At 45.6% G+C, this 24071-nt stretch carries 21 protein-coding genes; 11 read left to right on the forward strand and 10 right to left on the reverse strand.

All coding sequences use genetic code 11. The features are described from left to right. Window positions 1-57 precede the first annotated feature (57 nt). The gene (gene serB, locus FME95_RS06475) at window positions 58-1011 is read right to left on the reverse strand and encodes a phosphoserine phosphatase SerB (RefSeq protein WP_222709915.1); all 954 of its coding nucleotides are present in this window, start codon (window positions 1009-1011) and stop codon (window positions 58-60) included. A gap of 359 nt (window positions 1012-1370) precedes the next feature. Between serB and FME95_RS06480 the strand changes: the two genes are divergently transcribed. After that, window positions 1371-2654, forward strand: coding sequence for a hypothetical protein (locus FME95_RS06480; RefSeq protein WP_147713575.1), 1284 nt, complete (start codon window positions 1371-1373; stop codon window positions 2652-2654). Between the two features lie 34 nt (window positions 2655-2688). Here the strand turns inward: FME95_RS06480 and folK are convergent, their stop codons facing one another. From folK to tsaD, 3 genes are read right to left on the reverse strand one after another with little or no spacing between them, the layout of a single operon-like run. Next, window positions 2689-3228: a 2-amino-4-hydroxy-6-hydroxymethyldihydropteridine diphosphokinase gene (gene folK / locus FME95_RS06485; RefSeq protein WP_147713576.1), complete on the reverse strand. Its 540-nt coding sequence runs from the start codon at window positions 3226-3228 to the stop codon at window positions 2689-2691. Continuing rightward, a complete protein-coding gene (gene folB / locus FME95_RS06490; RefSeq protein WP_147713577.1) occupies window positions 3228-3584 on the reverse strand; it encodes a dihydroneopterin aldolase in 357 nt (118 codons plus the stop codon). Before folB ends, folK begins: the two co-directional genes overlap by 1 nt. Continuing rightward, a complete protein-coding gene (gene tsaD, locus FME95_RS06495) occupies window positions 3577-4608 on the reverse strand; it encodes a tRNA (adenosine(37)-N6)-threonylcarbamoyltransferase complex transferase subunit TsaD (RefSeq protein WP_147713578.1) in 1032 nt (343 codons plus the stop codon). Before tsaD ends, folB begins: the two co-directional genes overlap by 8 nt. Window positions 4609-4812: 204 nt before the next feature. On the opposite strand from tsaD, the gene rpsU reads away from it, so the two are divergent. The 4 genes from rpsU (at window position 4813) to rpoD (ending at window position 9661) form a co-directional block, all read left to right on the forward strand. Next, a complete protein-coding gene (gene rpsU, locus FME95_RS06500; RefSeq protein ID WP_132699645.1) occupies window positions 4813-5028 on the forward strand; it encodes a 30S ribosomal protein S21 in 216 nt (71 codons plus the stop codon). Window positions 5029-5072: 44 nt separating this feature from the next. Then, complete coding sequence (locus FME95_RS06505) at window positions 5073-5519, forward strand: GatB/YqeY domain-containing protein (RefSeq protein WP_147713579.1); 447 nt, start codon at window positions 5073-5075, stop codon at window positions 5517-5519. A gap of 189 nt (window positions 5520-5708) precedes the next feature. Then, the gene (gene dnaG / locus FME95_RS06510) at window positions 5709-7604 is read left to right on the forward strand and encodes a DNA primase (protein ID WP_147713580.1); all 1896 of its coding nucleotides are present in this window, start codon (window positions 5709-5711) and stop codon (window positions 7602-7604) included. A gap of 218 nt (window positions 7605-7822) precedes the next feature. After that, window positions 7823-9661, forward strand: coding sequence for an RNA polymerase sigma factor RpoD (gene rpoD, locus FME95_RS06515; RefSeq protein ID WP_147713581.1), 1839 nt, complete (start codon window positions 7823-7825; stop codon window positions 9659-9661). 175 nt (window positions 9662-9836) lie between these two features. Here rpoD and FME95_RS06520 read toward each other — a convergent pair whose 3' ends face one another. Then, complete coding sequence (locus tag FME95_RS06520) at window positions 9837-11789, reverse strand: integrin (RefSeq protein WP_147713582.1); 1953 nt, start codon at window positions 11787-11789, stop codon at window positions 9837-9839. 246 nt (window positions 11790-12035) lie between these two features. Continuing rightward, window positions 12036-12770, reverse strand: a complete 735-nt coding sequence (locus FME95_RS06525; RefSeq protein ID WP_147713583.1) for a VC0807 family protein — start codon at window positions 12768-12770, stop codon at window positions 12036-12038. Window positions 12771-12848: 78 nt separating this feature from the next. Here FME95_RS06525 and FME95_RS06530 point away from each other — a divergent pair, with 78 nt between their 5' ends. Both FME95_RS06530 and FME95_RS06535 read left to right on the forward strand, forming a co-directional pair. Continuing rightward, window positions 12849-13547, forward strand: coding sequence for a tRNA (adenine(22)-N(1))-methyltransferase TrmK (locus tag FME95_RS06530; RefSeq protein ID WP_147713584.1), 699 nt, complete (start codon window positions 12849-12851; stop codon window positions 13545-13547). A 128-nt stretch (window positions 13548-13675) separates the two neighbouring features. After that, window positions 13676-14128, forward strand: coding sequence for an Hsp20 family protein (locus FME95_RS06535; protein WP_147713585.1), 453 nt, complete (start codon window positions 13676-13678; stop codon window positions 14126-14128). 63 nt (window positions 14129-14191) lie between these two features. On the opposite strand, the gene FME95_RS06540 is transcribed toward FME95_RS06535, so the two are convergent. Beyond that, complete coding sequence (locus tag FME95_RS06540) at window positions 14192-14791, reverse strand: LysE/ArgO family amino acid transporter (protein WP_147713586.1); 600 nt, start codon at window positions 14789-14791, stop codon at window positions 14192-14194. 104 nt (window positions 14792-14895) lie between these two features. On the opposite strand from FME95_RS06540, the gene FME95_RS06545 reads away from it, so the two are divergent. The 4 genes from FME95_RS06545 (at window position 14896) to FME95_RS06560 (ending at window position 18546) form a co-directional block, all read left to right on the forward strand. Then, on the forward strand, window positions 14896-15777 hold the full coding sequence (locus FME95_RS06545) for an ArgP/LysG family DNA-binding transcriptional regulator (RefSeq protein ID WP_147713587.1): 882 nt from the start codon (window positions 14896-14898) through the stop codon (window positions 15775-15777). A 287-nt stretch (window positions 15778-16064) separates the two neighbouring features. Then, window positions 16065-16895, forward strand: a complete 831-nt coding sequence (locus FME95_RS06550; RefSeq protein ID WP_147713588.1) for an amidohydrolase family protein — start codon at window positions 16065-16067, stop codon at window positions 16893-16895. Between the two features lie 13 nt (window positions 16896-16908). Continuing rightward, entirely contained in the window at window positions 16909-17316 is a 408-nt protein-coding gene (locus FME95_RS06555) for a FixH family protein (RefSeq protein ID WP_147713589.1), read from the forward strand. A 3-nt stretch (window positions 17317-17319) separates the two neighbouring features. Further along, complete coding sequence (locus FME95_RS06560; protein ID WP_147713590.1) at window positions 17320-18546, forward strand: cytochrome-c peroxidase; 1227 nt, start codon at window positions 17320-17322, stop codon at window positions 18544-18546. Window positions 18547-18582: 36 nt separating this feature from the next. Here the strand turns inward: FME95_RS06560 and FME95_RS06565 are convergent, their stop codons facing one another. From FME95_RS06565 to leuS, 3 genes are all read right to left on the reverse strand, one after another. After that, the gene (locus tag FME95_RS06565) at window positions 18583-19950 is read right to left on the reverse strand and encodes an MATE family efflux transporter (RefSeq protein WP_147713591.1); all 1368 of its coding nucleotides are present in this window, start codon (window positions 19948-19950) and stop codon (window positions 18583-18585) included. An 81-nt stretch (window positions 19951-20031) separates the two neighbouring features. Next, the gene (holA, locus tag FME95_RS06570; protein WP_147713592.1) at window positions 20032-21054 is read right to left on the reverse strand and encodes a DNA polymerase III subunit delta; all 1023 of its coding nucleotides are present in this window, start codon (window positions 21052-21054) and stop codon (window positions 20032-20034) included. Between the two features lie 212 nt (window positions 21055-21266). After that, window positions 21267-23846, reverse strand: a complete 2580-nt coding sequence (leuS, locus tag FME95_RS06575) for a leucine--tRNA ligase (RefSeq protein WP_147713593.1) — start codon at window positions 23844-23846, stop codon at window positions 21267-21269. Between the last annotated feature and the right edge of the window lie 225 nt (window positions 23847-24071).

Below are 24071 nucleotides of genomic sequence, written 5' to 3' on the forward strand. Positions count from 1 at the left end.
AAAAAGCCGAACATACTGTTCGGCTTTTAGCTAAATCAGCTATTCAACCTAATCGGTTTAGTCATCCGCAAGCTCATCGTCGCTATAACCCAAATAATAAAGAACGCCATCCAACCCTAAAGTGGCAATAGAATAGCGTGCGCTTTCTTTAACGATCGGCTTGGCATGAAAAGCAACGCCTAAGCCTGCTTCTGCCAACATTAATAGATCATTAGCGCCATCGCCAACGGCAACCGTTTGCGCGAGCGTTAAACCCTCTTGCTCTGCTAATTGCTTAAGCAATTCGGCTTTCTTTTTGGCATCGACAACTTCACCTTTAACTTCGCCGGTGACTTTACCGTCGACCACATCAAGTTGGTTGGCATAAACATAATCGATGCCTAATTTGCTTTGCAGGTATTCGCCAAAGTAGGTAAAACCACCAGAAAAGATAGCGGTTTTATAGCCCAATTTTTTTAGATTTTTTAACAGCCGTTCTGCACCTTCGGTAATCGGCAGTGCGTCAGCAATTTCTGATAAAACAGATTCATCCAAACCTTTAAGTAAGGCCATACGGCGTTTAAAACTTTCGGTAAAATCCAACTTACCTTGCATGGCCTGTTCGGTAATTTCAGCCACCTGCTCACCAATACCGGCAGCTTCGGCTAAGCGATCAATCACTTCCGCTTGAATCAACGTCGAGTCCATATCAAAACAGGCGAGTCGGCGCTGTGTGTTATAAGCTGCGGTTGGCTGCAATGCGATATCAATACCGAGCGAAACACTCAACTCGAGTAACTGAGCGCGAGCTTTTGGTAAGTCATCTAATAAACCTTGCAAATGGCATTCAAGCGCGGCGCGGGCTAATGGATTGTCATCAACAACAGGCTTAGTCAGCTGCTGAATGTTTACCACGCTCAGCCCGAACTGAGAGATCAGTTTAAATACTTCGGCTAACGCACTCGGTTGCAGTTTTCGAGCGAGTATTGTCAGCACAAAACCCTGTTGTTGATCGTCTAAAATATTACTCACACACACTCCAGTAACATGGCTAAAAATTAGTTTGTGCCGCTAAAACCATTACCCATAAGTGATCTATCGGCTTATTGCTCATTTAAATGTTCTAACGTTCAAGTGTTCTAATGTTTAAGTGTTCTAACGCTCTGCTATGCTTTAAGATAATCTTTAAGCTCGTTATTCTTATGGTTAATTGTTTAAACTATGTTGCTTATCTTTGTTTGTCGAATTAACTATTTATAGAGCGCTAGCGATTAATTAACAATTAATGCTGGCTACTTATTAAAGTCATTGTATCGCCTAGGCTGATTTATTCTACCCTCATGAAACATATAAACTGGATCACTCAACCGCTCGTGCTATTGGCTCTGAGCATGCTGCTGCTCGTCAACCTAATGCTCTATTCGGTTTGGTATAAGCCAGTCACCGAAAATCTAGCGAGCACCTTTAATCAACAGGGTGAAGCACTGGTCAACGACCTCGCGTTTCAGGCAACGCCGATTCTGCATAACAATAACCGTGTCGCTTTAAGCGCTTTACTAAACCGCGTTAGTGAACGAGAAAACGTTATTTTGGCATCGGTGACCTTCGAACCAAAGGCCGATCAAGCAACAGCAGATACGTTAAGCTCGAAAGAAAAACCAACCGATCAGACCGGTATCGGCTTCCAAAAACCAATTGAGTTCAGCCATGAACGGCTAGGCTATGCCGAAATTTTACTCAGCCACGATTTTCTAATGCGCTGGAAGCAACGTGCCGCTTACAGCGCTGCACTATTTAATAGCCTGATTATTCTAGGCTTTGGTTTGTTTATTTATTCTAACCACCAGCGACAACAGGGCCAGTGGCAACAACTTTCTGGCAACCTTCACGCGTTACTGCCGAAGCTGGCAAAACAATTAACAGGCTCTCCAGAGCAACAACTCAAGCAGCTGTTTCAACAATTAAACGACCCTTTAAATCAGCAAGGCGAAGTAATTCGCTACTTGCAAAATAACCCCTTTGTGACCACCGACCGGTTGATTGAACAGATTTCATTAGGCGATGACAGCCGCTATTTAAATGTTGCCTTGGTATCGGTTGAATGCCAAAACTGGGAACAGCTGATTCGCAGCTACGACGCTAACCAGCTTCAGCACATCTGGCAGCGTTACGAAAGCATGTTGATTCAGGTTGGCGAACTGTACGACGGTGTCATTCTAGCCAATGGCTTAACACTCGCTTTTGGCTTAGCCGATTCTGATGAACAGTACGCCGTTAATGCTCTTTACGCGGCGAAAGTGATTGAACTGGCGCATCAAAAAATCGCTCAATCATTAAAAGCGAAAGCGCCAGAATTTGGCATCGCTGTCAGTACCGGCCCTGCTTTTGTCAGCCAAACATTAAAACATGGCTTACCCTTGCCGGTTGTTGCTGGCGACGCCGAAGCGCAACTAGCACAGATTCGGGCACTACAACCGCGCAACCAGATTCTAATATCCGAGCCGTTGTTACAATTCAAAGAGGTCAACAATAGAGTTGAGGCGAACTTAGCGCGTGACATCACCCTACATAATGGTGACCGGCTCGAAGTTTGGGAGCTGGACGACATCAAGGGGCAGTCGTCATTGCTGGATAAGCAGGCGCAAGTCTTAGTTGAAACCGGCTTACATTCGTAGCGATTGAAATTAGGCAGCTTATAAGCTTTTTAAATCAGGCTGGCTGCTCTAAGTCGGTAAACTGAAACTCAACTCGATGCAGTGCTTGGCTTCGGTTGCCTTCGTTGTGCCATAGTTCAGCAAAGCTTTGTTGCCGCCCCGGCACCTGCTGCTGAGGGATCAAATCCGCCAGCGGCTTGGTTACAAAAGCATTAAAAAACAGCTCTGGCCTTGGTAATTCAATGCCGTCAATCACACCGCATTCATCACCGTAAGTCACCACATCGATATCCAATGTGCGCGGGCTAAACTTGGGCCCACTTCGATCACGGCCATTAGCATCTTCAATAGCTTTAAGGATGTGAATTAACTCAGGCAGAGACAAATCGGTTTCAATCACCACGGCCATATTTAAGAACGGGCTGCCATCGAAACCAACCGCAGCAGACTCATAGACAGGCGAACAATGCAGCGCGCCAAATTCAGCCCGCAAAGCATTGAGCCCAGCATTGAGGTGAAAATAGCGACGCATATTACTGCCCAAACTCAAGGCAACGCGTTTAGATTCAAAGGCGAGGATTTCGATTTGATTCATCAAACAAAACTGCGCTCAATTTTAATACCGACGGCTGCACAGCCTTTTATTGCCATCGGTTTATTAATCGTTAACACCAACCGAGAAATGGCAAACTCTTGATGCAGTAACGTACACAAACCTTCGGCTAAGGTTTCGATCAGTTCAAAACGCTGTTCCGAACACCAAGCACGAACGCGTTGAGAGAGCTGGTCGTAATCCAGTGCAAGCGTAAGGTCATCGGTTTTACCGGCCGGAGCGCAATCGAAATCGATTTCTAAATCGAGCAACAACGGCTGCTTAGCATGACGCTCAAAATCGTAAACACCGATCAGTGATTCCACTTCCAATGCTTTAATATAAACCACATCAGACATTCATTGGCTCCAATTCATCCAGCGGCCAACGGGCCTTAATGTTAATGGCTAGCGGCGACTGATGGCCTGCTTGCAAGCGCACCCAACCGGCGTAAGCGATCATGGCACCGTTATCGGTACAAAACTCTGGCCGCGCATAAAATACCTGCGCTCGCTCTTTTTTTACCATCTGTTGCAGTTGCTCTCGCAGCGACTTATTCGCACTGACGCCACCGGCAACCACTAAGGTTTTATGGCCCGTTTCACGCAGCGCACGACGGCACTTAATCGCCAAGGTATCGATCACCGCTTGCTGGAATGCATGGGCAATATCAGCCTGAGTTTGCTCCGGCACCTGTTCATCAACAGCTTGTCGAGCAATTTCTACTCGCACTGCCGTTTTAAGGCCAGAAAAACTAAAATCCATACCGGGGCGATCAACCATCGGCCTTGGGAACTCAAATACCCCAGCACGGCCTTGCTCAGCGAGCTGGCTTAATAAAGGCCCACCGGGATAAGGCAAACCCATCATTTTTGCGGTTTTATCGAACGCTTCACCGGCGGCGTCATCAAGTGTTTCACCTAAAATTTGGTAACAGCCCGGCGCACTAACATCAACCAACATGGTATGACCACCACTGACTAACAGCGCCACAAAAGGATATTCGGGTGGTTCGTCTTCGAGCATCGGCGCTAACAAATGGCCTTCCATATGATGCACACCAATCGCTGGGATATTCCAACCCACGGCTAATGAGCGACCTAGTGCCGCACCGACCATTAACGCACCGACCAAGCCTGGGCCTGCGGTATAAGCCACCGCATCGACTTCACCCATACTCAAGCCTGCTTCAGTAAATACCGACCGAATCATGGGGGTTAATTTGCGGATGTGGTCACGCGATGCCAGCTCAGGCACAACGCCGCCAAATTCGGCATGCATCTTTACCTGACTGTACAGCTGATGAGCCATTAACCCTTGCTCGCTGTCATAAATGGCGACGCCGGTTTCATCGCAAGAACTTTCTATACCCAATACACGCATGTCAGAATCTAATTAGCTATTCAAAAAAGGCGCGTAGTTTAGCGTTTAAAGCGCCATGCCGCTAGATCGCATCGCCATTGTAGTTTTTATAAAAAGCTGCAACCAAGACTTGCCAGTCGCCATCGGCATCAGTACAATTACGCGCCTCGAAATCTGAGCCCTGCTTTTGATTTCGATACACTCACTTAATTTTAGGAATAGTAAATGCCACACGTTAAAGTAAAAGATAACGAGCCATTTGACGTAGCACTGCGTCGTTTCAAGCGTTCTTGCGAAAAAGCAGGTGTACTTTCTGAAGTACGTCGTCGTGAGCACTATGAAAAGCCAACTTGGGTTCGTAAACGTGCGCAAGCAGCAGCAGTTAAGCGTCATGCTAAAAAGCTGTCTCGTGAAAACAAGCGCATGAATCGTCTTTACTAAGATTATCCATTAAAGATAATCACTAGAATACGTGGGTTAACGATATGTCTGAGCTCAAGCAACTCCTTACTCAAAATATGAAAGAGGCGATGCGCGCCAAAGAAAAACAGCGTCTCGGCACGATTCGCATGATTTTGGCAGAGCTCAAACGCATTGAAGTTGATGAACGTATCGAGTTAGACGACACCCGTGTTTTGGCCGTTTTGGACAAAATGACTAAACAACGACGCGATTCCCTTGCTCAATATGAGGAAGCTGGACGCGAAGATCTTGCCGCGATCGAACGATATGAACTGGAGGTGATATCCACTTTTCTTCCGGCGGCGTTGACTGAAGCAGAAATAGAAGCTTTAGTTGCAGAAGCAATTGCTCAAGCAGAGGCCAAATCGATGGCTGACATGGGCAAAGTAATGGGCATCATCAAGCCCAAGGCTCAAGGGCGAGCCGATATGGCAGATATCAGCAAGCTGATTAAAGCTCAACTGAACTAAGTACTTTTACGATACTGAATCATTTTTTTACGATAATGAGCACTGCTTTGCGACATTGAGCATTGTTTTAATATATAAGTACTGCTTTAAGTTATCAGTACCCTTTTACAGCAAGTATCGCTTTCACCCAGTAACATTTTTTATATCAAACAAGCCCTTTTCTGGCACGTATCTATTTAGAGAGACTGTATGGCCGGTTTAATTCCCAATGACTTTATTGAGCAACTGCTCGATCGCACTGACATTATTGAAGTCATCGGGAATCGTATCGACCTTAAAAAGAAAGGCAAAGATCACTGGGCCTGCTGCCCATTCCACCAAGAAAACTCCCCCTCGTTCTCCGTCAATGCTAACAAACAGTTTTATTATTGCTTTGGCTGCGGCGCCAGCGGTACAGCGGTTAAGTTTTTACAGGAATACGAGAACCTCTCTTTTGTCGAAGCCATTGAAGAACTGGCTCGCATGGCAGGCCAAGATGTGCCTCGCGAAGAAGTCAGCCGAGAATCTCAGCAGCGACAACAGCAACGCAGAACGTTACACGATCTAATGGGTAGCTGTGCCGACTACTTTACTCACCAACTTTATCAGCACCCGAACGCACAACAGGTGCAGCAGTATATTTTGTCTCGTGGGCTGACCGAAGAAACAGTACGCACCTTTGGCATTGGCTTTGCGCCCGCTGGTTGGGACAACCTAATCCAACATTACCGCAGCGACAAGACCAACCAAGAACTGCTCACCACCGGCATGCTGACACAAAACGAACAAGGCCGCACTTACGATCGCTTTCGTAACCGCTTGATGTTCCCCATTCGAGACATCAAAGGCCGCGTCATCGCGTTTGGTGGACGGGTGATGTCCGCAGATGAAAAACCCAAATACCTAAACAGCCCAGAAACACCTATTTTCCACAAAGGCTCTGAGCTTTACGGCCTTTATGAAGCCCGCAAGGCGCTAAAAGACTTCGACAACATCATTATCGTTGAAGGCTATATGGATGTCGTTGCATTAGCGCAGCATAAGGTTCGTAACGCGGTAGCGACACTGGGCACGGCGACTTCGACCACCCACATTCAAAAGCTGTTTAAACACACCCAAGAATTAGTGTTCTGCTTCGATGGCGATAATGCTGGTCGGCGAGCTGCCGAACGCGCGCTGGCGAACTGCCTTTCAGAAATTAAAGACGGCTATCAGGTGCGTTTTTTGTTTTTACCCGAAGGTGAAGACCCAGACACCATCGTGCAGCAAGAAGGTTTCGATGGTTTTATGCACCGCGTTAAGCAGGCACAGAGCTGCTCTGACTTTTTATTCCAGCACCTACAAACTCAAGCCGATATTTCACGCTTGGATGGCCGCGCTAAATTAGCCAGTCTCGCACGCGGCTGGATCGAAAAAGCGCCCGAAGGTATTTTTAAACAGCTGCTCTACAAACAGCTATCCGATCTAATCGGGCTAAGCAGCGAACAGATAATCGAAAATTATCGTGTAGAAAAACCCGATATCGCACCACCACCAGAGCCAGAAAGCAACCCATCGAATGTCGCGCCAGCCTATCCGTATCACGGCGAAACCAGCACGCAACATTACAGCCCCGAACAGCAACAACCTGCTCAGCGTCACACCAACAACCGGTTAGGTGTGCGTATTGGCATGGTGCACAGAACACTGGCTTGGTTAATACGCTACCCTGAACTAGTCTTGAATATTGATGTCGAATCACTCAAGTTATTGCCCGAAAACGCCGATAACCAATTATTAGTACGAGTTGTTGAATTACTGCTCAGCGCACCGAAAAAAGACCTTTATTCGGCATTCGACTACCTATGCCAGCACAACCTACGGGCAGCCTTGTCACCAATTGCCGAGTCTGACTATCTCTGGCTCGAAGCGCACAACGAACAGCAAAGAGATGAGAAGGAGTTTGCCAAGTTAGAACTTGAAAAACTGATATCTGGCCTTATTCATAAGGCACCTGATCAAGAATATGAAAAACTCGCAGAGCGGGTTAGAACCTTAGATCCGTCGTTAACGGATACTGAAAAGCAGCGATACCGTGAGCTGCTCGCACAAAAAAAACGGAAATGACGCCAAACTGTAGCGTTGTAAACGAAAATAACGTTTAAAAACAGTAATTTTGCGCCAAAGACAATAAAGCGCAATACGAACACGCACCGAAATAAGCAGGATTAAAGCGCCGGAAAACCGCATGAGCAGCCGTCTAAATTGGCTAATATGTCGATTTCCTGTACAATGCCCGGCCATTTGCGTGCACCATTAACCCTTTTAGAATTTACAGGTTATCTATGGCTGAAAAATCCCAGCGTCAGTCCAGGCTCAAAGAACTGATTGCCAAAGGTAAAGAGCAAGGCTACTTGACCTTTGCAGAAGTAAACGACCACCTTCCAGAAGAGATCAATTCACCGGATCAGGTCGAAGACATCATCGCAATGATTAACGACATCGGCATCGAAGTGTTCGAACAAGCGCCCGATGCTGATCAGCTATTGCTTGCCGATAGTGACCAAAATACCGATGACGACGCCACCGAAGAAGCCGCCGCCGCGCTTGCTGCTGTCGAATCTGACACTGGCCGCACTACTGACCCTGTGCGCATGTATATGCGTGAAATGGGCACGGTTGAGCTATTGACTCGTGAAGGCGAAATTGTCATTGCCAAACGTATCGAAGAAGGTACGCGTGAAGTCATGCAAGCCATGGCGTTCTACCCTGGCGTTATTGAAGACATCATCAAAGCCTATGAAGGTACGCTTGAAGAAGAAGGCGGCCGTCTTTCAGATATTCTAACCAGCTTCCAAGACCCAGACGAAGAAGATCCATTACCGGCGGCAGACTCGCCAGATGCGATCCCAACCGAAACTGACGATGCCGAAGTTGAAGAAGACGACGACGCTGAAGAGGAAGAAGTCGACAACGGTCCAGATCCAGAATTGGCTCGTGAGCGCTTCACGCTTCTTAAAGAACAGCTGCAAATAGCGTTGAAAACAATTGAGCAACAGGGTCGTTACAGCAAAGAATCGAACATTGCTCTTTCTGACATGGGTGAAACCTTCTCTTGCTTTAAGCTAACACCTAAAGCCTTTGATGATTCGATCAACCCAATTAAAGAAACCGTTGCTGAAATTCGCGAACAAGAGCGTAAAGTAATCGCTATTTGCGTGCGCACCCTAAAAATGCCACGCAAAGCCTTTATCGACCTGTTCGTTGGCCATGAAACAGAAGACGAATGGCTGAATACTATTTTAGAAGACCCAGCCTATGCTGACGAAGCCTTCCGCCACGAAGTGGAATTGCGTCGAGCACAGCGTAAGTTGCGTAACATCCAAAAAGCATCTGGCCTAACGCTCGCCGAAGTAAAAGACATTCACCGTCGTATTTCTATTGGTGAAGCGCGTGCTCGCCGAGCTAAAAAAGAAATGGTTGAGGCCAACTTACGTTTGGTAATCTCTATTGCGAAAAAATACACCAACCGTGGTTTGCAATTCTTAGATCTTATCCAAGAAGGCAACATCGGCTTGATGAAAGCCGTAGATAAATTCGAATACCGCCGTGGCTATAAGTTCTCGACTTACGCCACCTGGTGGATTCGTCAGGCGATTACTCGCTCTATTGCCGACCAAGCACGTACTATTCGTATTCCGGTGCACATGATCGAAACCATTAACAAGCTGAACCGTATTTCGCGACAGATGCTTCAAGAAATGGGTCGTGAACCAACGCCAGAAGAATTGGCCGAACGTATGGACATGCCGGAAGATAAAATCCGCAAAGTACTGAAAATTTCGAAAGAACCAATCTCACTAGAAACACCGATTGGCGACGACGAAGACAGCTCACTGGGCGACTTTATCGAAGACAACACCATGGAACTGCCGATTCATTCAGCAACCTCCACTGGTTTGCGTGACGCCACCAAAGAAGTACTTGCTGGCCTAACCGCCCGTGAAGCAAAAGTACTGCGTATGCGTTTTGGTATCAACATGAATACCGACCACACGTTAGAAGAAGTCGGCAAACAGTTTGACGTAACGCGTGAGCGTATTCGTCAGATCGAAGCCAAAGCACTACGCAAACTTCGCCACCCTTCACGCTCTGATCACTTACGTAGCTTTATCGACGAGTAGTGATTGCTAAAAGTTTTAAAAAAGCAATGAACAAATAAAAGGGCCGAAAGGCCCTTTTTTGTGTCTGCTGTTTTTTATTTAACGCACTTAGCGCACAGACCAAAAACAAAAAAGCCAACAGACGAAACTGTTGGCTTTAAATTTTAATAATTTAGTTAGGTAATTAGTTATCAAATTAATAAAGGTAAACTGCACCCGAATAACTGGCATCATTATTTGTTTGATCTCCGCCAATACCGGATGCGGCACTATCCTCTGAAATCGCCCCAGCCGCTAATGACCCTTCATCAGAAATACTTAATCCAGTATATCCAAAATAATCAAATGCTTCCGTATTACTAGCCTTTAAGTAGTAACTCGTTTCACCCCACGTCCCTGTATCATCATCCCAAACATAAACAGAAACAGCTCCTGAGGTTAACGCACTGTTATCTGTTTGATCGCCATCTATTCCAATCGCATTACTATCTTCATAAAGTGAAGTTACTGCTAAGCGAGAGCCATCATTACTCAGATCAATAGAATAGCCAAAATTATCATTTTCATCTGGATTACTTGACTTAATATAGGCCTGCTTCAGCCAATCAGAGCCAAGATACAGATATACATAAACAGCGCCGGAAGAGCTCAGATCATTATTAGAGCTATCGCCATTGAGACCAGAAGCATTACTATCATCGCCGTTTGCAGAAACAGCGAGCATCAAACCATTACCACTTAGGCTGACTTTATAACCAAAGAAATCATCAAGCTCTGGCTCTGGGGCCATTAATCTATATTTCTGGTTCCAATTTGAGGCAGACCGAGTGAATGTATACACTGCACCAAGATTTAACTTAGCATCACCTTCATACTCATAACCATCATAAGTATAAGCGCCAATAGCCAGAGTATCACCATCGTCACTTATGCTAATTGAACAACCGAAGTTAGTGGTATAATTACCCATATCGCTCGGCTTTATATATGCTTGTTCAGCCCAACTAGTACCAGAGCGAATATAAACATAAGCTGCACCTGCGTTCGCAAGAGTGTCGTCAGATCCATCACCATTAATACCTGTTGTAATACTATCTTCAGCTTTCACCCCAACTGCTAACGTATCCCCATCGCCACTTAAGCTAAGTGCATCACCAAAATTATCTTGCGAACTTGCATTACTGGCCGTGACGATATCTTCTTCAGTCCAAGTTCCATAGTAACGAGTAAATAGGTAGGCAGCTCCTGAATTACTCAACTCGTTAGCTTCACCATCATAACCACTAGCACCAACAGCTAGCCTACCACCATCGTTACTTAAACTGACTGTCATCCCAAAATAATCTAATGTTTCTCCATCACTTGCCTTAAGGTACGCCTCTTGAGTCCATATATTGCTACTTGAAAGACGGAATATGTATACAGCACCTGACTTTGAAACATCATCAGCAGACTCAAAAGGAGCCCCAACCGCCAAGGTAATGCCATCATTACTTAAGCTCACTGCCCTACCAAATTGAATAGTCTCCTCCGAATTGCTCGCTTTAAAATAACCAATAGCGTCATTAATATTATCCGTAACAGTAACAACTGAGCTATCAACACAGCCATGGTCATTACAAGCAGATAAAACATAACTAGCATTGGTACGCTCATACAACGGTACATAGTGATCGTACTCCCCTGTACCGGCTGGAATATCTTCGCCCACTTGTGTGTAGCCTGAGTTTCCATCTGCGTTTTCTAATAGCTGATAGTAGGTTGCATCTACAACGTCCGTCCAAGTAAAGCTAAAGGTCTTAATCTCTTGGATAGTCAGCGTTGGTTCTGCTGCAGAAGTTGGAGGATCGATTGCATCGGAACCGTCTTCTGAACCGTCTTCTGAACCGTCTTCTGAACCGTCTTCTGAACCGTCTTCTGAACCGTCTTCTGAACCGTCTTCTGAACCGTCTTCTGAACCGTCTTCTGAACCGTCTTCTGAACCGTCGTCTACTTCATCGCCAGACTCCGATTCTTCACTCTCATAAATAATAGTGGTCTCATTGTCACCAACATTCACGTCAACATTACATGCCGACACTAAAAAACTTAATAAAATAATACCGATCACACTCCTAAATGAGCGTAAGTACTCGTTCATCGTTTTCATTACATCATCCCTTTTGATTATCAGTGAGCTATCTTTAACCTAATTGGATAGGTGTTCGATTTTTAAACTACCAATAGTGTTATCGCCAGAATGACTAGGTTCTTAATCTTTTTTTGAACAATGATTTAAATATTCATAAAACTAGAAACTTGAATTTTTTTGAAACCATAAAAAAAGCCAACAGGGCCTCCCTTGCTGGCTTTGCATTATATTGGCTCGAATTAGCGCGATAAGAGCGCTTTGAGGCTATTTTTTAGCGTTATCAACCAGTAGCTCTTCTAACGGCAATTGCGTCAGTTTGGCCAAGCGTTTGAATAAAAACCACAGTGCACCCATGAGCACGACCATACTCGGAATGACGATTACTGGGTAGCTCAATGCCGTCATCTTACCCAACTCTTCGGCAAACTCTGTTGTGCCCGGCGGACTTTGTAGAACGATTTTAGCCAACAGATAATTAAGCAATGACGATAAAAAGAACGACGAGGCGACGAGGTAAGTTACCGTTGTCATACTTTGTTCGAAGGCTTTTACCGTGCCCTGCTGTTGCAGCGCTTGGTCAACCTTATCGATCTGGATAATCTTGTCGTTAAACACCATTAGTTTAACTAATGAGCGTTTTGTTTTTTGGCTAATGATAACGGCAAGACCAATAATGCCGGGAATAGCGGCCTCTTTTATCGCGATATATTGCGGGTCAAGCTGTAGCAAGCTAATGCCACCGGTTAGCACTACGCTAACCACACCCAACACGGAAAAGCCGTTCACTTTGCCGGTTAAACGCATTTCCCACAGGCCGTAGCCAATTGGGAAGGCTAATGCGACTGCCACGCCCCATGCTGGACCTAAGGCGTTTTCACCACTGAACTTTGATAGAATGAATACCGGAATGAGGATATTAAACAGCAAATTGCTGAAAAAGCCCGCCTGCTTTGGCTTTTGCGCCGCTGCAGCTTGCTTTTCTGATTCTGTACCTTGCATTTTTTCACCAGAACACGAAATAAAACGACACTTTACCTGAAACCAGACCAACCAGCATAGCCAGTTGACGATAAATATATGAAAGACGATGTCCTAAAAACCAAAATGGGCAAACGCCTAATGGCGCTATTCCAGCAAATACCAGAGCATAGCCGCGAAGTGATTGATCTGTGCTGCGACCATGGCGCATTGGGCCGCGCCATTTTAGAAACCCGACCTCATTGCTCGGTTATTTTTAATGATGTACGTGCCAATATTATTGATCAGCTGTCACAAAAGTTACTGTCGCTTAACGCTAGCAACTATCAATTGAGTATAGAGCCGGCACAAAACCTAAAAATCCAACAGGCCGAAAGCACTGTAGTTTTGGCGGGCGTTGGAGCGGAGCAATGCATTGAAATATTAACCGAACTGTTCCAGCAGCCATTGGCACAGAGCTGCCATTTTATTATTTCTCCGGCGACAAAAAATTTTTATGTTAGACAGTTTTTATGTCAGCAAGGGGTTTATCTGTTAAACGAACAGACTGTCACAGAAAAAAATCGCACTTACGAAATCATTACTGTTCAATTAAATGCTGTTCAAAACTCAAAAAAAATGCAACAGACTGACGATTATTTATTTGGCCAGTGTTGGCAAAAAAACAATGCTGAGCATATTGCACACTTAAATAAAATTTTAACCTATTACCAGGCAGCCAAGGTAATTAATGAAAGTACTAAAAAAATAATTACTGGCTATAAAAAAATTAAAAAAAATATTGAACATCCCCTTTAAAAGAGTATCAGCCACCCCTATAAATAGGTTGTAGCGCTGCTAAGCAGGCTACATAAACTTAACGGGATCACTCTGTAACTTAGGTTAATAGTGAAACCATTACCTTTTGCTCAATAGGAGATTAGGCTATGCGAAATGCATTTGATTTTTCACCCCTTTACCGTACCACTGTTGGCTTTGATCGAATTGCACAAATCTTAGATGCAGCTCATCAAACACAAAGCAGCAACACTAACTACCCGCCGTACGACATCGAAGTGACTGGCGAGAACCAATACAGCATCACCATTGCAGTGGCTGGGTTTTTAGAAAGTGAAATAGATATTCAGTCTGAAAACGGCGTATTACAAGTTCGCGGTAAAAAAGATAAGCAACCAGAAAAGCAAAACTTTTTATACCAAGGTATTGCCTATCGTTCCTTTGAACGTAAATTCCAACTGGCCGATTACGTTGAAGTTTTAGGCGCACGTTTGGAACACGGCATACTGCAAATCGACTTAGTGAAAGAAGTACCAGAAGCGATGAAGCCGAAAAAAATCGCCATCAACTCGACAAAAGCAATCGAGCAATCAGCTGAATAAAAACAGCCACGATAAAGCACCGCTTAGCGGTGCTTTACTCTGCAAATAAATTCCCCAACTCAGTTACAGACCCAGCCATAAACCTAACGCTGCCCAACACATAACGACGCAAATTAAACCATCGAATAATCGCCAGCGAATTGGCGACTTCAAAAAATTTTTCAATGGCTTTCCTGCTGCTGCCAAACTAAAAAACCAAACCGTCGATGCACTGGCCGCACCACTCCAAAACAGCCAAGGCGAACTCGACGCCGAGGCAAGACTTCCAACTAGAATTACCGTATCCAGATAAACATGTGGATTCAATAATGAGATCAGCAACACCGTCGCTAAGGCTTTTTGCCAACTAATAGATTCTGTCTGCGATGCTTCTAAACCTGAGTTACCACGCCACACTCGAAGTGCCGCCGAAAACGCTAACCACAACAACAAAACAATACCTAAGCCAGTAAACCAAGGCACGACATTAGGCAGCCATTGTTGCAGGTGATGAAAAAACAACGTACCTGTCGCCATCAAAAACGAATCGATCAGCGCACAAACCGTAGCCAACAGCCAAGGATAATGCCTACGAATACTCATCCCCAAAACCCAAGCGTTTTGCGCACCAATAGCCACAATCAAGCCAAACGAAACTGAAAAACCAACCCAAAAAACCTGCACCCGACAACCTCGCCTCAATCTCTTGTGATCAACAATGACACTAGCTTAGCGCTGCGCCGCAATGTAATCTAATTAATAATTCTTGCTATTGATTAGTAAAACTTATGATTGATTACCGTGAGCTACAGGCACTGGCCGCTGTCGTTGCTGAAAAAGGCTTTGAAAAGGCAGCCCAGCAACTGCATATCACCCAATCTGCGGTCAGCCAGCGCATAAAGCAGCTAGAAAGCAAATTAGGCCAACCTGTTTTGCTGCGGCAAACCCCGCCTATGGCGACTGACTTAGGCTTACAGCTGATTAATCATCTGCAAACGGTGCAGCATTTAGAAGCTGACCTGCAGCTCTCTTCTGCACAACACGAACAAATCAATGCACGTATCGCTCTAGCGGCAGACTGCCTTGGCACCTGGTTTGGTCAAGCACTGGCGCCTGTTTCCGAGCGAATTAATGCTGAGCTGATTACTGTCGATCAGGATATGGGGATTGAGCTGATGCGCCGCGGTCAAGTATTGGCAAGCCTGTGTGCCGATGACACCCCGATTCACGGTGCTCAACATTTTAAGCTCGGCATTATGCGCTACCGTGCTTACGCCAGCGCCGATTTTGTAAAACGCTTTCGACTCGACGAATCCCCTGAAAACCTATACCAAACTCCGGCACTGATTTTTAATGAGGATGATCAACTGCAACACCGCTACCTCAAATTACTGAACCAACCAGATCCGACAAATACTCACCGCTGCCCATCAACCGAAGGCTTTATCCAGCTCATTAAAGAAGGTTGTGGTTTTGGCCTGATGCCCGAAATGCAAGTTCAGCAATGGGGTTTAGAGCACCAATTAGTCGATGTATCGCCAGAGCACACCATTGATATCGCGCTTTACTGGCACTGCTGGCAATCGGCGGGCTCGGTGATGAAAGCATTAACGCAATCGGTTATCGCAACGACCAAAGAACTATTAATCCAAAAACCAAGTAACAGCTAATCCAAACACCAACTCATCCAAACGCTATAACGGCAGCGACAGCACTAAGGGCAAGAACCTTCTAGTTAAAATTAGGTCTTTGATGGAACACAGGGTGATCCAAAGCCGTTGCTTGACCATAAGTACGATAGATATATTGGCCTGTTTTACCCACTCTAATAAAACTCAACACTTTCTATTGAAAGAGCCTTTATTTAAAGAGCCTCGACTATATGAAGGGGCTCAATAAAGAACCTCTAAATAAAGAACCTATAAGCACTCACCATCACAGGTGGCTAGGAGATAAGATGCGAACACTGTTTACCTTCACACTCGCAGCAATAGCATTTGGCTATAGTGTTAACAGCCAAGCAGACGAACTCATCGTCATCGACTCTCACATTCATTACAGCCACGACGCATGGCAAAAATTTCCGCCGCCTAAGGCTGTTGAAATTTTAAGAGATTCAGGTTTAAAGAAAGCCTTTGTTTCCAGCTCTAGCGACCAGGGTACCCAGATGCTCTACCAAGAAGCGCCGGATCTAATCGTGCCGGTACTCAGACCCTACCGTAAACGCGGTGAAACCTATTCTTGGTTATTTGACGAGTCAGTTCCTGGCATGCTTTCAGAGTTACTCGAAAAAAATATTTACGCCGGTATCGGTGAGTTTCATGTCTTTGGTGATCAGGTTGAACTGCCAGTATTTCAGTCGGTACTGACACTGGCAGAAAAGCACCAGATGTTCTTACATGCGCATTCCGACGCCGATGCGGTACAGCGCATCTTTAAACACTACCCAGAGGCGATTGTACTGTGGGCGCATTCTGGCTTTGACCAGCCTGATGAGATCCGCGCCATGCTCGAAGCCTACCCTAATTTGTGGTCCGACTTGGCCTATCGCAGTGAGCACGCCTATGGTGACAAGGTTGATGCTGAGTGGCTAGCGCTGTTCAGTGATTACCCAGAACGCTTTATGCTTGGCACCGATACCTTTGCTCCAGAACGTTGGTATTACGTTAAAGAACACGCCGATTGGTCGCGTCAGTGGCTGGCTAGTTTGCCATCAGAATTGGCAGAGAACATCGCCTATCGTAATGCAGAAGATCTACTAAAAGCTGTTGATAAATCGTTCGACTGAGCAGGTACCCACTATGAAATTATCCATTTTGAGCGCCACCTTTTTGATGACAGCCTTTGCGACTGGACACGCTCTAGCTTGCGATTTTAGTCAGTACAATCTAGCAAGCCCTAGTGGAACCAATAAGCTTACTCTCGGCTATCAGGTTAGCGAGTCGGCCTTGGCTGTTGATCAACACTTTAGTTTGCAGGTGCTGATCTGCGAAAACGACACGCCGGTCAGCGACGCCACGTTACGCGTTGATGCGACCATGCCAGCCCATCGACATGGGATGAATTACCGCCCGGCAGTGACTTCTCTGGGTCAGGGTGAGTACCAAGTCGATGGTTTGCTATTCCATATGGCTGGGCACTGGCAAATGGTATTCGATGTATTTATCGAGCAACGCAAAGAACAATTCCTAGCGGACCAACAGCTGTAAACGATGAATATTATTGCTGCGACTGCCTGCACTCTGCGTTGCTCATCGAAGCAAAAACACCGGCCTGCAACAAGCATCGCAATGACTGCATTAGCCAGCACACTGATGTTTTATTCTGCATCGATTAGCGCTGCCGAAGCCATTGTATTTTCCGAGCAGGAGCTTTCTGTCATTTCATCCTTTGGCCCTTGGCCGCCTAAATTTGAAAGTGATAGCAGCAATCGCGTTTCTGGTAACTCACTCGCGCGCGAATTTGGTCGAACTCTTTTTTTTGATACGCTACTTTCTAAAAATAACGATCTCGCCTGCGCCAGCTGCCACCAAGCAGATAAGTACTTTACCGACGGCCTTGCATTAGCCCAAGGTGCTGTAGAGTTAGAACGTAATACGCAGTCGTTAATGAACATTGCTGGCAACCGATGGTTTGGCTGGGGCGGCGAATCGGATTCTCTGTGGTCGCATTCGATACGGCCACTAACATCGGAGCAAGAGATGGCCAGCTCTGCTGATATCGTTAAGGAACGCATTCTAAATAATACGGACTACCGACAACTCTATAGTGACATCTTTAAAACCGCGCCAAACGATGACGACTCCGATACGGTGATGATCAATGTTAGTAAAGCCTTGGCAGCCTACCAAGAAACCTTAATCTCGCCTCGCACCCAATTTGACCAATTTAGAGACGCCGTGGTGGTAAATAACCAAACGGCAATGGCGCGTTACCCAGAGCCAGCTAAGCGAGGTTTAAAACTGTTTATTAATGAAGGCAACTGCCAGCTGTGTCATTTAGGGGCTAATTTTAGCAGCAAGGAATTCGCCGATGCGGCCGTGCCTTATTTTACTAGAAATGGTGTCGACTCTGGCCGCTATCAGGGAATTAAAACGGTGATGGACTCACCCTATAACCTATTGAGCCAATACAACGACGCGGCCGAAAAAGCAGACATAGAGAGCAACACCTTAAGCATTGGTCATGTGCAACTTCAGCATAAAAACTGGGGCGAATTTAAAATTCCATCGCTACGAGGTGCTCTTTATACCGCGCCTTATATGCACAATGGTAGTTTGAAAAGTTTACAAGAGGTGGTGCAGCATTACTCAAATATTGATGAAGAGCGACTACATTCGGATGGTGTTAACATACTCAGGCCACTCAACCTAACCGAGCAGCAAGCCAACGACCTGCTGCTGTTTCTGCAAACCTTATCGATACCTGAAAGCCAGTAACAAAAGGCTAGTTAGCAAACACTTATTTAGAAAAACTTATTTAGCAGTTTCCATCGCTTGTTGCTCTAGTGGACTGACTGTTTGTTGAGAAATTTTATTGGCAAGTCTCAACGTGACGACAAAAAAGATCACACCCGATATTAATTGCGCTGATGCTAAGCCAACATACACGCCAAGCGTTTGCGCTACACGAGCACCGAACCAAGTCATCGGTATAACAAATACAGAAATTCGCAATAGCGTGATTACTAGCGACGTCATTGAACGATGCAAGGTGTTATAGATTTGCGCCAAAATCATCGTCGCAGCCATGCCGCAATAACTTAATGGAATAATTCGTAAATAGAGCACTGCTAATTCAATAACATCTGGGTCGCTGGTGAATATACGGCTTATCGGGCGGGCAAAGATAAACACGACAAAATACAATAATAAATACAGCAGCGTGACACGAGTTAAAATAAAGCGGATAGCTTCTGCCGAGCGTTGGTAATTTTTTGCACCATAATTTTGGCCGAGAATTGTTGGTAAAATACCGCCTGTCGCCATCACAAAAATTAATAAGATAGCTTCAATACGCACACCTACACCGAATGCTGCAACACTTGCAACACCATAGGCTGAAAGCATAGAAATAATAATACCTGCGGTAATCGGGCTAAGCATTTGAGTAAGCGCAGCAGGTAAACCAATCTTCATCAGCTGCTGCCAGTTTTTCAGCAAGGTTTCAAAATTAAATTGTTCAAACGTGATTAGTTTTAAGCGATAGCGCAGCATGTAAAAGGCGACACAAAAAGAAATCATCCAAGCAACGAGCGTCGCGATTGCGGCACCACGAATACCCATATCTAACCAAAATATGAAAATAGGATCTAAGCCAGCATTCAGCAAACCGGCTAAAAACATTACCTTACTCGGCGTCTTAATATCGCCACTGGCCCGAATCGCTGCGTTACCCTGCATAGGTAATACTAAGAATGGAATACCTATAAACCAAACCAGCATGTACTCACGAATCAACACCAACATCTCTGGCCCAGAACCCATTGCGGTAAAGAGCGGATTCATAAATAAAATGCCAAAAGCAGATAGAACAGCCACTAAAAAAGTCGCCAAAATTAAACTGTCTGTTGTGAATCGCTGAGCCTTTAAGATCTCGCCTTGCCCCAATAGGCGACCAACGCTAGCACCCACGCCAATAGCCAAACCAATACTCAAACTCGATACTGTAAACACAACTGGAAAGGTAAACGACACGGCGGCCAGAGGTTCGGTTCCTAAAAACGCAATAAACCAGGTATCGACCAAGGCAAACATCTGGATGGCTAAAATACCAAGCGACATCTGTAAGATTTTTTTAACAACAAGCTTTGGAATTGGCTGTTCAAATAATTCGTTTTTCAAGTGCTGACCTTTTTATTAGGAGGTAAATAGGAACTCACAGAAAATAAAACAATGCCAGTCTGTGCTGAGCAAAACAGGTAATTAAAACTGATAAACGGTTAATGACGGTCGACAAATCGCAACCATCATTTCACTAATTGCGTTCCAAACATCGCCTTTCACCTGGCCTTTAACAAGCGCATCGATATCTGCACAGTTTATTAGACACTGACGGTAATGTTCAGCAGAACAACGTTGAATAGCGGTACTGTAGTCTTTTTGTCGTTTATCAAAAATCCGTAATCGCTTAAATGCTGCCATTAGAGGCTGGCCTGCTTGTTGCGCTTCGGCTAGCTCAACCAGCAAGCGTAACTCACGAGAGATCAACCAAAGAATTACCGCCGCCTCTACGCCTTCGCCGGACAGTACATTGAGTATTTTTAGCGAGAGCGCTAAATCGCCAGTTAAAAACGATGCAGACAGGTCGAAAACTGTATAACGAGAACTATCGGAAACACTTTGCAATATTGACTCAGCAGTTAACGGCCCTGACTGAGTTAAGGCGAGTTTTTCAATTTCTTGTTTCGCAGCTAATAAATTGCCATCAACTCGCTCGGCTAATAAGGCCACGGCGTCGTTATCGGCCTGTAAGCCCGCTGCGGATAACCTCGACTGTAGCCAGTTAGGAAATTGATATCGCTCTATTGGCCAAATAGGCACCCACCAACCAAGGGTTGTACATTGAGAAAACCATTTGGCTTTAGTTTGCGCGGCTTCAATTTTTGCAGAAATAATCAACAATAAATTATCAGGGTTGGCCGTGTTGCAATATTCAATCAGCGCCTTTCGGCCTTTATCAGAAAACTTAGCCTGCACACGCAACTCGATTAACTGGCGATCACCAAACAGAGACATCGACTGGTTCGCTGCAATCAATTCAGCACCATCAAATTTAGCATCGACATCGATAACCGTGCGATCGGTAATTTGGTTTGCCTTAGCTGCCTGGCGCACCGCATCACAGGCTTCGAGTACTTGCAGCGGCTCATCACCGCTGATCCACACCAACGGCGGCAACGGTTGAGAGTTCAACTGTGTGTGAAGCTGTGTTGCACTGAGTTTCATTAGCTATTTATCCAAAAACGCTGCGTTTCAAAAATCCATTAGGCTTCAAAAAGCTGTTGTATGGAATATAAACCACGAGCCATAAGGCATCTGCCAAGCAATTGGCAAAGAGCGGTTTAGCAAGCGCTAAACCGCCATCAACTGGCCAGTATTTAAAGTAACAAAATGCACGGCGAGGCATTAATTACAAACTATGTTAATTAGTAACTGAGTTAATTAGCAACAATGTTAACTAGCTTTCCTGGCACTACGATCACTTTGCGCACAGTGTTGCCTTCGATAAATTTTTGCACTCGCTCATCGGCCAACGCCATCGCTTCGACTTCGTCTTTGCTAGCCTGAGCAGCCACTTCTAATTTAGCTCGAACTTTGCCGTTAACCTGAACAACATAAAGCAGACTATCTTTGACCAACGCGGCTTTATCGACCTGAGGCCACGGCTGATCAATAATCAGATCTTGGTGGCCAAGCTCTTGCCATAATGCTTGTGTCATATGCGGTGCAATTGGCGACAACATCAAAATCGCCGCTTCAATCGCTTCACTGACAACAGCACAAGATTGTTTATCGTTCGATTCAAACTTAGTCACAGCATTAAGCAATTCCATAATTTTTGCGATAGCAGTGTTAAAGGTTTTGCGCTCGCCAAAATCATTAGAAACTCCTTCGATTGTCTCATGCGTTTTACGGCGTAAAGCCTTTTCGACATCGGTAAGCTGATTAACATCTAACGCGTCAAAGTCACCGCAATCTTTTAATTGATGCGCGGCACGCCATAAACGCTCTAAGAATTTTTTCGCGCCCTGCACGCCAGACTCGGTCCATTCCAAGGTTTGCTCTGGTGGCGCTGCAAACATTGAGAACAGACGTAAAGTATCGGCACCATATTCTTCAATAGCGCTTTGCGGGTCGCGGCCATTCATTTTCGACTTGGACATCTTCGCCATGCCGGCGTATTCAACAGCGTCATTGGTCGAGGCTTGAATGCCACCAACAATTCGACCCTGCTCATCTTTTTTCGGTTCAACGTCTTCTGGCGATACCCAAATACGTTCGGTGCCGTTCATCTTGTACCAAGTCTCGGCCAACACCATGCCTTGGCATAATAGGTTAGTAAACGGCTCATCCGCTTTGACTAAGCCTTCATCACGTAGCAGCTTTTGGAACAAGCGAGCGTACATAAGATGCATTGTGGCGTGTTCAATACCACCAATGTATTGGTCTACCGGCAACCAATAGTTCACTTCTTCAGGCTCTAACATGCCTTGATCATATTCAGGCGAACAGTAGCGAGCGTAATACCAGCTCGACTGCATAAAGGTATCAAAGGTATCTGTTTCGCGAATTGCAGGCTTACCTTGCCAAGTGGTCTCTTGGAACTCTGGGTTATTTTGCAATGGCGATGAAACACCATCGAAGGTGACATCGTAAGGCAATTCTACAGGGAAGGATTCTGCTGGCTTAGCTTCGCCATCAACATAGACGATCGGTACTGGCGTACCCCAATAACGCTGGCGGCTAACACCCCAATCGCGTAATCGGTAATTGACGGTAACTTCACCACAGTTTAACTCGCCCAAGCGCTGAGCAATGGCATCAAAGGCTTGCTCGAAGCTCATACCGTCAAACTCGGCGGAGTTCACCAAGACACCCTTTTCAGTAAAGGCCGCGGCTGAAAGATCACACGCTAAGTCACTACCTGCAGCAGGCGCAACCACCTGTTTTACTGCTAAACCGTATTTATGGGCAAATTCCCAGTCGCGCTGATCATGACCAGGAACAGACATAACCGCGCCAGTGCCATAATCCATCAACACAAAGTTCGCCGCCCAAACAGGTACCTGCTCGCCGGTTAATGGATGCACGGCGTAAACGCCTGTTGCACAACCTTTCTTTTCCATGGTTGCCATATCGGCTTCCGATGTCGTCGATTGGCTACATTCACTGATAAATTCTTGCAACTGACTGTTTTGTTCAGCGGCTTTCACCGCCAATGGATGCTCTGCTGCAACCGCTAAATAGGTAACACCATAAAGTGTGTCTGGACGAGTGGTGTAGACTTCTACCGACTGGTCAGAGCCTTCGATGGCAAATTTAAGCGTCACGCCTTTAGATTTACCAATCCAGTTGCGCTGCATGGCTTTTACTTCTTCAGGCCAGCCAGGCAGGTTATCAAGTTCGTTTAATAATTCTTCTGCATAAGCCGTGGTGCGGATAAACCACTGCTCCATTTCTTTACGCTCAACCGGCGTGTCACAACGCCAGCAGCAACCGTCGTGCACCTGCTCATTGGCTAAAACCGTTAGATCGTGCGGGCACCAGTTAACATAAGAAGACTTCTTGTAAGCCAAACCTTTCTCAACCAAACGGGTAAAGAACCACTGCTCCCATTTGTAATAATCCGGTTTGCAGGTCATCACTTCACGATCCCAATCGTAAGCAAAACCTAAGCTCTTCAACTGATCACGCATGTAATCGATGTTTTCGAACGTCCACTTAGCCGGTGCAACGCCATTTTTAATGGCGGCATTTTCAGCAGGTAAGCCAAACGCATCCCAACCCATCGGCTGAATGACATTTTTGCCCAACATGCGCTGATAGCGACTAATAACATCGCCTAAGGTGTAGTTGCGAACATGCCCCATATGCAGTGCGCCACTTGGGTAAGGCAGCATCGATAAGCAATAAAATTTCTCTTTATTGGTGTCGACAACGGCTTTAAACGCCTGCTTTTCTTGCCAAATTTGTTGGACTTTACGCTCGATAGCGGCTGGGGAATAACTGGCTTCCATGTATTCGCAACTCATTTATAAAAGGTAAATTGACCGGAATTAATCCGAAAAATAAGGACGCTAAGAATACAGCAGAGGCGTATTCAATAAAACTGGAATTCGATGCCTTTGTTTCGTAAAAGCGCTCGATTATAGGTTTTCTATATTGGAGTAAGCCAAACAATGCGAGGTTGAGAGGCTCGCGCAAGCTGGCGCATAAAAAAAAGCCCATGAGTTTCAAGTCAT

The organism is Reinekea thalattae, from assembly GCF_008041945.1.
Taxonomy (GTDB): domain Bacteria; phylum Pseudomonadota; class Gammaproteobacteria; order Pseudomonadales; family Natronospirillaceae; genus Reinekea; species Reinekea thalattae.

Bases quoted from the DNA above. Each gene is read 5' to 3' on its own strand.
- FME95_RS06480 (WP_147713575.1), top strand. From the start codon at position 1,371: ATGCTGCTGCTCGTCAACCTAATGCTCTATTCGGTTTGGTATAAGCCA.
- folK (WP_147713576.1), bottom strand. From the start codon at position 3,228: ATGAATCAAATCGAAATCCTCGCCTTTGAATCTAAACGCGTTGCCTTG.
- folB (WP_147713577.1), bottom strand. From the start codon at position 3,584: ATGTCTGATGTGGTTTATATTAAAGCATTGGAAGTGGAATCACTGATC.
- tsaD (WP_147713578.1), bottom strand. From the start codon at position 4,608: ATGCGTGTATTGGGTATAGAAAGTTCTTGCGATGAAACCGGCGTCGCC.
- rpsU (WP_132699645.1), top strand. From the start codon at position 4,813: ATGCCACACGTTAAAGTAAAAGATAACGAGCCATTTGACGTAGCACTG.
- FME95_RS06505 (WP_147713579.1), top strand. From the start codon at position 5,073: ATGTCTGAGCTCAAGCAACTCCTTACTCAAAATATGAAAGAGGCGATG.
- dnaG (WP_147713580.1), top strand. From the start codon at position 5,709: ATGGCCGGTTTAATTCCCAATGACTTTATTGAGCAACTGCTCGATCGC.
- rpoD (WP_147713581.1), top strand. From the start codon at position 7,823: ATGGCTGAAAAATCCCAGCGTCAGTCCAGGCTCAAAGAACTGATTGCC.
- FME95_RS06520 (WP_147713582.1), bottom strand. From the start codon at position 11,789: ATGAAAACGATGAACGAGTACTTACGCTCATTTAGGAGTGTGATCGGT.
- FME95_RS06525 (WP_147713583.1), bottom strand. From the start codon at position 12,770: ATGCAAGGTACAGAATCAGAAAAGCAAGCTGCAGCGGCGCAAAAGCCA.
- FME95_RS06530 (WP_147713584.1), top strand. From the start codon at position 12,849: ATGAAAGACGATGTCCTAAAAACCAAAATGGGCAAACGCCTAATGGCG.
- FME95_RS06535 (WP_147713585.1), top strand. From the start codon at position 13,676: ATGCGAAATGCATTTGATTTTTCACCCCTTTACCGTACCACTGTTGGC.
- FME95_RS06545 (WP_147713587.1), top strand. From the start codon at position 14,896: ATGATTGATTACCGTGAGCTACAGGCACTGGCCGCTGTCGTTGCTGAA.
- FME95_RS06550 (WP_147713588.1), top strand. From the start codon at position 16,065: ATGCGAACACTGTTTACCTTCACACTCGCAGCAATAGCATTTGGCTAT.
- FME95_RS06555 (WP_147713589.1), top strand. From the start codon at position 16,909: ATGAAATTATCCATTTTGAGCGCCACCTTTTTGATGACAGCCTTTGCG.
- FME95_RS06560 (WP_147713590.1), top strand. From the start codon at position 17,320: ATGAATATTATTGCTGCGACTGCCTGCACTCTGCGTTGCTCATCGAAG.
- holA (WP_147713592.1), bottom strand. From the start codon at position 21,054: ATGAAACTCAGTGCAACACAGCTTCACACACAGTTGAACTCTCAACCG.
- leuS (WP_147713593.1), bottom strand. From the start codon at position 23,846: ATGGAAGCCAGTTATTCCCCAGCCGCTATCGAGCGTAAAGTCCAACAA.